The sequence below is a fragment of the Nocardia sp. NPDC004568 genome, from assembly GCF_040609955.1.
Lineage (GTDB): Bacteria > Actinomycetota > Actinomycetes > Mycobacteriales > Mycobacteriaceae > Nocardia.
Genome location: NZ_JBEXLL010000033.1, coordinates 60,718 through 67,118, shown reverse-complemented (window position 1 = coordinate 67,118; position 6,401 = coordinate 60,718). Strand labels below are relative to the sequence as shown.

The following is a 6,401-nucleotide window of genomic DNA, read 5'->3' as shown; positions in this document are numbered from 1 at the left end:
CTGAACGACGGGACCGAGGGGCCTCGACCCCACGCGTCGAAGGCTCGCCAATACTATTGCCCGGTGGCTGAGCGTATACCCGTGGTGATCGTGGCCGGATTCCTCGGTGCCGGAAAGACCACCCTGCTCAACGATCTGTTGCGCAACACCCGCGGCACCCGCATCGGGGTGGTGGTCAATGATTTCGGCGCCGTGAACATCGACGCGATGCTGGTGGCGGGCCAGGTCGACGCCATGGTGTCGCTGGGCAACGGCTGTGTGTGCTGCGCGGTGGACGTCTCCGAACTCGACGAGCTGTTCACCCGATTGACCGATCCCCGCGCCGGTATCGATGTGATCGTGGTGGAGGCCAGCGGGCTGGCCGAACCGCGCAATCTGGTGCGCATGGTGGTGGGCAGCGAGAACTCCCGGATCCGTTACGGCGGGCTGCTCGAAGTGGTGGACGCGGGGGAGTTCGCCGGGAGCCGGGCGCGGCATCCGGAACTGGCGAGTCATCTACGCCTGGCCGATCTGGTCGTGGTGAACAAGGCCGACCGGGTCGACGCGGTGCGTCTCGACGAGTTACGCGCCGAGATCACGGAACTGACCGAGGGCGCACCGGTGTACGCGACCACGCACGGCCGCATCGACCCTGGGCTGCTGTTCGATCCGCGCCGCCGCGACGAACCGCGCATCGGCGAGCAGCTGAGTCTCGACGAACTGCTCCGTGACGAACACGCGGACGACGAGTCCGACGGTGACCACCGGCATCTGCACGACGATTACACCAGTGTGGTGTTCACCGAGACCGCGGCGCTGCATCCGCGCCGGCTGGTCGATTTCCTGGAGAAACCGCCCGCCGGGCTGTTCCGTGCGAAAGGTTTCGTCACCTTCGCCGCGCCGGGGGCCGGGAGCTTCCTCCTGCATCTGGTCGGCCGCGCGATCACCCTGGAACAGGCCGACCGCGCCCCCCGCGGCGCCGGGACGGAGCTGGTGCTCATCGGCACCGGTCTCGAGACCGACGCGGTGCTGGAACAGTTGCGGGCGACCGTGCACAGCGGACCCGGCGAACTGGACGACCAGGAGATGCTCGCGGTCTGGCGCTACGTTCCCGATATCGCGCGGGAGGGGGCGGACGACGACTACCCGCAGGCGTTCACCCATTCGGAGAGCCCGTCGGCGAACAGCTGACGTTTCCAGATCGGCACTTCGTGCTTGATCCGGTCCACCAGCGTCGAGCAGGCCGCGAAGGCCTCCGCGCGATGCGGTGCGGCCACCGCGGTCACGATCGCCAGATCACCCACCACCAGGTCGCCGATCCGGTGCACGGCCGCCACCGGCAGACCGCTCGATTCGGCGACCGCGGTACAGCATTCGCGCAGGAAACGGACCGCGTCCGGATGCGCCGAGTACTCCAGCGCCGATACCGCCTGCCCGCCGTCGTGATCACGGACCACGCCGGTGAACAGCACCACCGCGCCGTAGTGTGATCCGCGGACGGCCGCGTCGACCACCATGGGATCCAGGGGCTGGTCGCTGATCTCGGCGAGCCGCACTCCGCCGACCGGGGTGAAGTGTGGGCGGCCGGGTGTTCCGGTGGGCAGGTCAGGCATGTGCGCTCTCGTTTCCGGAATTCGTATCCCGCGGTGCGCTGTCGTGCTCGTGCGCGCCGCCACCGGCCACCTGCGCGAGCAGATGCGTGAGCAGTGGTTCCAGCACCGCGATACCGTCTTTCACCCCGCCCGGAGAACCGGGCAGATTCACCACCACCGAGCGGCCGGCCAGACCCGCGACACCGCGGCTGAGCGCCGCGAGCGGGAATTTCGCCGTGCCGCGCTGCCGGATCGCCTCGGCGACTCCCGGCAGCTCCCGGTCCAGCAGGGCCGCGGTCGCCTCCGGGGTGTGGTCGGTGGGGGAGGCGCCGGTGCCGCCGGTGGTCACCACCAGGTCGGGGGCGGTGCGCAGCGCGTCGGCCAGGCCGTCGGCGATCTCGGCGTCGGCGTAGACGAGGGGCCCGCGCACCGTGTACCCGAGATCGCGCAGCCACGACACCAGCCGCGGTCCGGTGGTGTCGGTCCGGGTTCCGGCCGCCGCGCCGGTGGACGCCACGAGCACCGCCGCGGTGCCGCTGATATCGCTTCGGGGCCCGGCCGCATGTGTTGCCGGTTCGGAGCGCGGCACCGGTTGCGGGGTGGTGCCGGTACCGGCCGCCGGCCGCGGGCGGGTCCAGTGGCCGCGTTTTCCGCCCTCTTTGCTGAGCAGGCGTACTCCGTTCAGCTCCGCGGCCGGGTCGACCGCTTTCACCATGTCGTGCAGGGTGAGTCCGGCCACGGCCACCGCCGTCAGCGCTTCCATCTCCACCCCGGTGGGTCCGGTCGTCTTGGCAGTGGCCTCGATGGTGATGGTGGAATCGGTGAAGCCGAATTCGACCTTCACCGAGGACAGCGCGAGCTGATGGCACAGCGGGATCAGCTCGGCGGTCTTCTTGGCCCCCGCGATCCCGGCCAGCCGGGCGGTCGCGAGAACATCGGCCTTCGGCATATCGTCGGCGCGCACCAGCGCCACCACCGCGGCGGTGGTGCGCAGTTCCCCACCGGCGACGGCGATCCGCGCGGTATCGGCTTTGGCGCTCACATCCACCATGCGGGCGCGGCCCTCGGCATCCACATGTGACAACTCGCTCATAGCGTCCACACTCGCACAGTCGCGCCGGGCGGGAGTTCGGTCACCGCGGCCGGGATATCGATCAGCACATCGGCCGCCGCCATACTCGCGACGAGATGGGACCCGGGTGCGGAGACCACCTCCACGGCGTGCGGCCGCACCCCGTTGCGGACGAGCCGCCCGCGCAGGAACTGGCGGCGGCCCTCGGGTGACCGGCGCACCGCGCCCAGCAGCGGGAGCTCGTATTCCGGTACCGGGTCCAGCCCGCAGAGATGTCGCAGGATCGGCCGGGCCAATACCTCGAACGACACCACCGCGCTCACCGGGTTCCCCGGAAAACTCAGCACCGGCACCCCGTCGACGATCGTGAGACCCTGCGGGCCGCCCGGTTGCATGGCCACCGAGCCGAACTCGCCGCCGAGCGGGATGAGGACCTCCCGGACGACCTCGAAGTCGCCCATGGACACCCCACCCGTGGTGATCACCAGATCGGCGGCGGCGGTCGCGGCGCGCAGCACCCGCCGGAACTCCGCGGGTTCGTCCCGGCAGTGCTCGACACCGGCCACCGCGACACCGTTGGCGGTGAGCGCGGCCGCGAGCGCGATGCCGTTGGAGTTGTAGATCTGGCCCGGCCGCAGCGCGGCTCCGGCGGGCACGAGCTCACTCCCGGTGCTGATGACGACCGCTCGCACGGGTGCGAACACCGGAACCCGGCCCACACCCGCGGCCGCCAGTGCCGCGATATGACGCGGAGCGAGCAGAGTCGCGGCCGAAACCAGTTCGGCGCCCGCCCGGATATCGCTGCCCGGCTCCCGCACGAATTCGCCGGCCGAGCGGCCGCGGGTGATCCGCACCGAGTGCTCGTCGGCGGTCGTGTCCTCCACCGGGACCACGCAGTCGGCGCCGGCCGGAAGCGGCGCTCCGGTCATCACCTTGCGGGCGGTCCCCGGTGCCAGCGCTTCGTGGCCGGGATCACCGGCGGCGATCACGCCGGTGAGCGGCAGGGTCACCGGGGCGACCGCGACATCCTGCGACCGCACGGCGTAGCCGTCCATGGCGGAGTTACGGAAAACGGGCAGATCGATCGGCGCGTGCTGATCCCGCGCGAGCCGGCGGCCGAGCGCCTCCGCCACCGGGACGTCCTCCACCGGCCGGGCGGCCAGCGGCCGCAACAGCTGCTCGATGGTGTCGCGATAGTCGTCCGCCGACCGGACCGGACGACTGGCGGGCCGAGAAATCATAGGGCCAGACTAGTAGCGCTCGGCGGCCGATCGCGGCCCGTCGCTCCCGGGTGGTGACGCGCGGGAGGGGCACTCGATACCGGCGAATACCGCCGAGGGTCGATATCGCGGCGGACCCGGCGTACATAATGGAGGCGTGACGCTGGTCGAAATGGGGATTCCCACCGTGCGGTCCGGGCGCCCCTCCCTCGATGGACGTCCGGAAACGCCGCTGCTGGTGGATCGATTCGGCCGGATCGCGCGCGATCTGCGGGTGTCCATCACGGAGAAGTGCTCGCTGCGCTGCACCTACTGCATGCCCGAGGAGGGGCTGCCCGCCATTCCGCCCGCGGAATTGCTCACCGCGTCCGAGATCGTTCGCCTGGTCACGCTCGCCGTCCGCGAACTGGGGGTACGCGAGGTGCGGTTCACCGGCGGCGAACCCCTGATGCGGCGCGAGCTGGAGGAGATCGTGGCCGGTTGTCACGCGGCGGTGCCGGAGGTGCCCCTGGCCATGACCTCCAACGGGATCGGCCTGCGGCATCGTGCCGCCGGGCTGGCCGCGGCCGGGCTGAGTCGGGTCAATATCTCCCTCGACACCGTGGACCGGGCCGATTTCGCCCGGTTGACCCGGCGTGACCGGCTGGATTCGACGATGTCGGGTATCCGGGCCGCCGCCGCGGCCGGGCTGGCGCCGGTGAAGGTGAACGCGGTGCTCATGCGGCAGACCCTGCACGGCGCCGCCGATCTGCTGCGCTGGTGCCTGGACGAGGGATGCGAACTGCGGTTCATCGAGGAGATGCCGCTGGACGCCGACCACGAATGGGCGCGGGCCAATATGGTGACCGCCGCCGAACTGCTGGAGGTGCTGGGCGCCCGGTTCCGGCTCACCGCCGTCGGCCGCGACGATCCGGCCGCCCCCGCGGAGACCTGGCTGGTCGACGGGGGCCCCGCGACCGTCGGCATCATCGCCTCGGTGACCCGTAAGTTCTGCGATACCTGTGACCGCACGCGGCTGACCGCCGACGGTATGCTGCGGTCCTGCCTGTTCAGTGATCAGGAGTTCGATCTGCGCGCGACTCTGCGCGCCGGGGCGAGCGACGCGGAACTGGCGCAGCTGTGGCGCGGCGCGATGTGGCAGAAATGGGCGGGCCACGGTATCGATGCCGAGGGTTTCGTCCCGCCGGAACGCACGATGGGAGCAATAGGTGGTTGAGGTCCGCTACTTCGCCGCCGTGGCCGACGCGGTCGGTAAGGACACCGAGACCTTGGACCTGCCCGCCGGCGCCACCATCGCCGACCTGCGTTCCCGGCTCGCCGAGACCTACGGTGAGGACCTGGACAAGATGCTGGGCGTCTGCGCGTATCTGATCGGCGACGAACTCACCCGCGACAACACCGCGACACTGACGAACCGGGTCGATGTCATGCCACCCTTCGCCGGCGGCTGACCCGGACGGTTCGGTCGGCTCCGTTCCGGGGGCCTACCGCGGCTTCGCGCGACGGCCGCTCGCCCGGCCCGGTACGTGACTCCGGGCGACCGGGTCCGCGCGTGCTCCCGGCTACCGCGCCGCCGGCCCGCGAGTCGCCCGCTCGCGTCGACCGGGCACGGGCTGTTCCGCACCGCGGTCTCCCCGCCGGTCTCGATCGGCGACCGATCGCGCACCGGGGCCGACCGGCTCGGCGCCGGAGGTGTGCACCGGCGCGCTCAGCGCCACCAGTCGTCGAGCGGAGTCACCGGAACCGTGCGCTTGTGCCGGGTGGTGCGGAAGATCGTCTCGATACGCTTCGCGACCTCGTCGGTGACGTCCTTGCCCTCGAGGTAGTCGTCGATCTCGCTGTAGCGCAGGCCGAGCGCTTCCTCGTCGGGCAGAGCCGGACGGTCGTCCTCCAGGTCCGCGGTCGGCACCTTGGACGACAGGCGCGCGGGTGCGCCCAGCTCCTCGAGCAGCGCGGCACCCTGGCGTTTGGTGAGGCCGGTCAGCGGGGTGACGTCCACGCCGCCGTCACCGTATTTGGTGAAGAACCCGGTGACCGCTTCGGCGGCGTGGTCGGTGCCGATCACCAGCAGGTTCTCCTGACCGGCGAGGGCGTACTGGATCACCATCCGCTCGCGGGCCTTGATGTTGCCGCGCACGAAATCTCGTAGTTTGCCGACCCTGAGGGCCGAGGCCACCTCGGCCGCCACGGCGTTGGCGCCCGGCCGGACATTGACCACCACCGATTCGTCGGGCGCGACGAAGGTCATGGCGACGCGGGCGTCGGCCTCGTCGGATTGGACCCCGTAGGGTAGTCGGACCGCGACGAATCGGACCTCGTGGCCTTCGGCGCGCAGCTCCTCGGCGGCCAGCTGGCACAGCCGTCCGGCGAGGGCGCTGTCCTGGCCCCCGCTGATGCCGAGCACGAAACCTTTTGCCGGTGTGGCGCGCAGATAGTCCTTCAGGAAATCGACGCGGCGCCGGACCTCGACCTTCGGTTCGATGTTCGGCAGCACACCCAGTTCGGAGATGATCTGTTCACGCAGGTTTCCCATGCCGA

The 6,401-nt window shown here is 70.7% G+C and carries 7 protein-coding genes; 3 read left to right on the top strand and 4 right to left on the bottom strand.

Annotated elements, in window-relative coordinates; all coding sequences use genetic code 11:
* The first annotated feature begins 63 nt into the window (after positions 1–63).
* Positions 64–1,170, top strand: coding sequence for a GTP-binding protein (locus ABZV91_RS16930; protein WP_355242014.1), 1,107 nt, complete (start codon positions 64–66; stop codon positions 1,168–1,170).
* Here ABZV91_RS16930 and ABZV91_RS16925 read toward each other — a convergent pair.
* The 3 genes from ABZV91_RS16925 to glp are packed head-to-tail and all read right to left on the bottom strand — an operon-like array spanning position 1,122 to position 3,884.
* Positions 1,122–1,592: a molybdenum cofactor biosynthesis protein MoaE gene (locus tag ABZV91_RS16925; RefSeq protein ID WP_355242011.1), complete on the bottom strand. Its 471-nt coding sequence runs from the start codon at positions 1,590–1,592 to the stop codon at positions 1,122–1,124. The genes ABZV91_RS16930 and ABZV91_RS16925 overlap by 49 nt on opposite strands.
* Positions 1,585–2,664 carry a bifunctional molybdenum cofactor biosynthesis protein MoaC/MoaB gene (gene moaCB, locus ABZV91_RS16920; RefSeq protein ID WP_355242009.1) on the bottom strand — a complete coding sequence of 360 codons (1,080 nt, stop codon included), beginning with the start codon at positions 2,662–2,664 and terminating at the stop codon, positions 1,585–1,587. The genes ABZV91_RS16925 and moaCB overlap by 8 nt, the downstream gene beginning before the upstream one ends.
* Positions 2,661–3,884 (bottom strand): gephyrin-like molybdotransferase Glp, encoded by a 1,224-nt coding sequence (gene glp / locus ABZV91_RS16915; RefSeq protein ID WP_355242006.1) that lies wholly within the window; start codon positions 3,882–3,884, stop codon positions 2,661–2,663. Before glp ends, moaCB begins: the two co-directional genes overlap by 4 nt.
* Positions 3,885–4,020: 136 nt before the next feature.
* Here glp and moaA point away from each other — a divergent pair, with 136 nt between their 5' ends.
* Both moaA and ABZV91_RS16905 read left to right on the top strand, forming a co-directional pair.
* Positions 4,021–5,079, top strand: coding sequence for a GTP 3',8-cyclase MoaA (gene moaA / locus ABZV91_RS16910; RefSeq protein WP_355242004.1), 1,059 nt, complete (start codon positions 4,021–4,023; stop codon positions 5,077–5,079).
* A complete protein-coding gene (locus tag ABZV91_RS16905) occupies positions 5,072–5,314 on the top strand; it encodes a MoaD/ThiS family protein (RefSeq protein ID WP_355242001.1) in 243 nt (80 codons plus the stop codon). The genes moaA and ABZV91_RS16905 overlap by 8 nt, the downstream gene beginning before the upstream one ends.
* Positions 5,315–5,571: 257 nt before the next feature.
* On the opposite strand, the gene nadE is transcribed toward ABZV91_RS16905, so the two are convergent.
* Positions 5,572–6,396, bottom strand: coding sequence for an ammonia-dependent NAD(+) synthetase (gene nadE, locus ABZV91_RS16900; RefSeq protein ID WP_355241998.1), 825 nt, complete (start codon positions 6,394–6,396; stop codon positions 5,572–5,574).
* Positions 6,397–6,401 lie beyond the last annotated feature (5 nt).

Bases quoted from the DNA above. Each gene is read 5' to 3' on its own strand.
- ABZV91_RS16925 (WP_355242011.1), bottom strand. From the start codon at position 1,592: ATGCCTGACCTGCCCACCGGAACACCCGGCCGCCCACACTTCACCCCG.
- moaCB (WP_355242009.1), bottom strand. From the start codon at position 2,664: ATGAGCGAGTTGTCACATGTGGATGCCGAGGGCCGCGCCCGCATGGTG.
- glp (WP_355242006.1), bottom strand. From the start codon at position 3,884: ATGATTTCTCGGCCCGCCAGTCGTCCGGTCCGGTCGGCGGACGACTAT.
- nadE (WP_355241998.1), bottom strand. From the start codon at position 6,396: ATGGGAAACCTGCGTGAACAGATCATCTCCGAACTGGGTGTGCTGCCG.